At 37.4% G+C, this 487-nt stretch carries 1 protein-coding gene; it reads left to right on the top strand.

The window, feature by feature from the left end:
- Window positions 1-94 precede the first annotated feature (94 nt).
- Window positions 95-487: sensor histidine kinase (locus tag LJE09_RS17445; RefSeq protein WP_255601818.1), on the top strand; the 393-nt coding region annotated here is incomplete at its 3' end.

The raw sequence follows: 487 nt of genomic DNA, 5'->3' as shown, positions 1-487 counted from the left end.
ACTCCAGCAGGTTCAGCGCTATATGACTATCCAGAACATACGCTTTCCCGGAAAATTCTGCTATGATATTAATGTCCCACCTGAATTCCTGCAGATGAATCTTCCTGTATTTTTGTTCCAGCCACTTGTAGAAAACAGTGTGGAACATGGTTTTTCTAATAAAGAAAATGAATGTTATATCAGTATTTCCTGTCAACTTGAAAGCGAATTACTTCATTTCCTGGTTGCTGATAACGGAAGTGGAATGTCTCAGGAACAATTAAAAACTTTTCAGTGTTCCGGCAAAACTTCTCCAAAAGGGCATCACTCTATTGGACTTGCAAATGTAAATCAAAGGTTACACAGTTATTATGGAGAGGAATATGGACTTTTGGTAGAAAGTATACCTGGCGAAGGTACTATTATTGATATTGTACTGCCATCCTCAGCCATTAATATAGAGCCTTCCTTTTTCCAACCTGAATTATCCAAAACTATCTCTTTATCT

It is taken from the genome of Blautia sp. DFI.3.45 (assembly GCF_020593505.1).
GTDB lineage: Bacteria > Bacillota > Clostridia > Lachnospirales > Lachnospiraceae > Blautia_A > Blautia_A wexlerae.
Note: the sequence above shows the minus strand (reverse complement) of the source record. Positions and strands in the feature narration are given on the sequence as shown.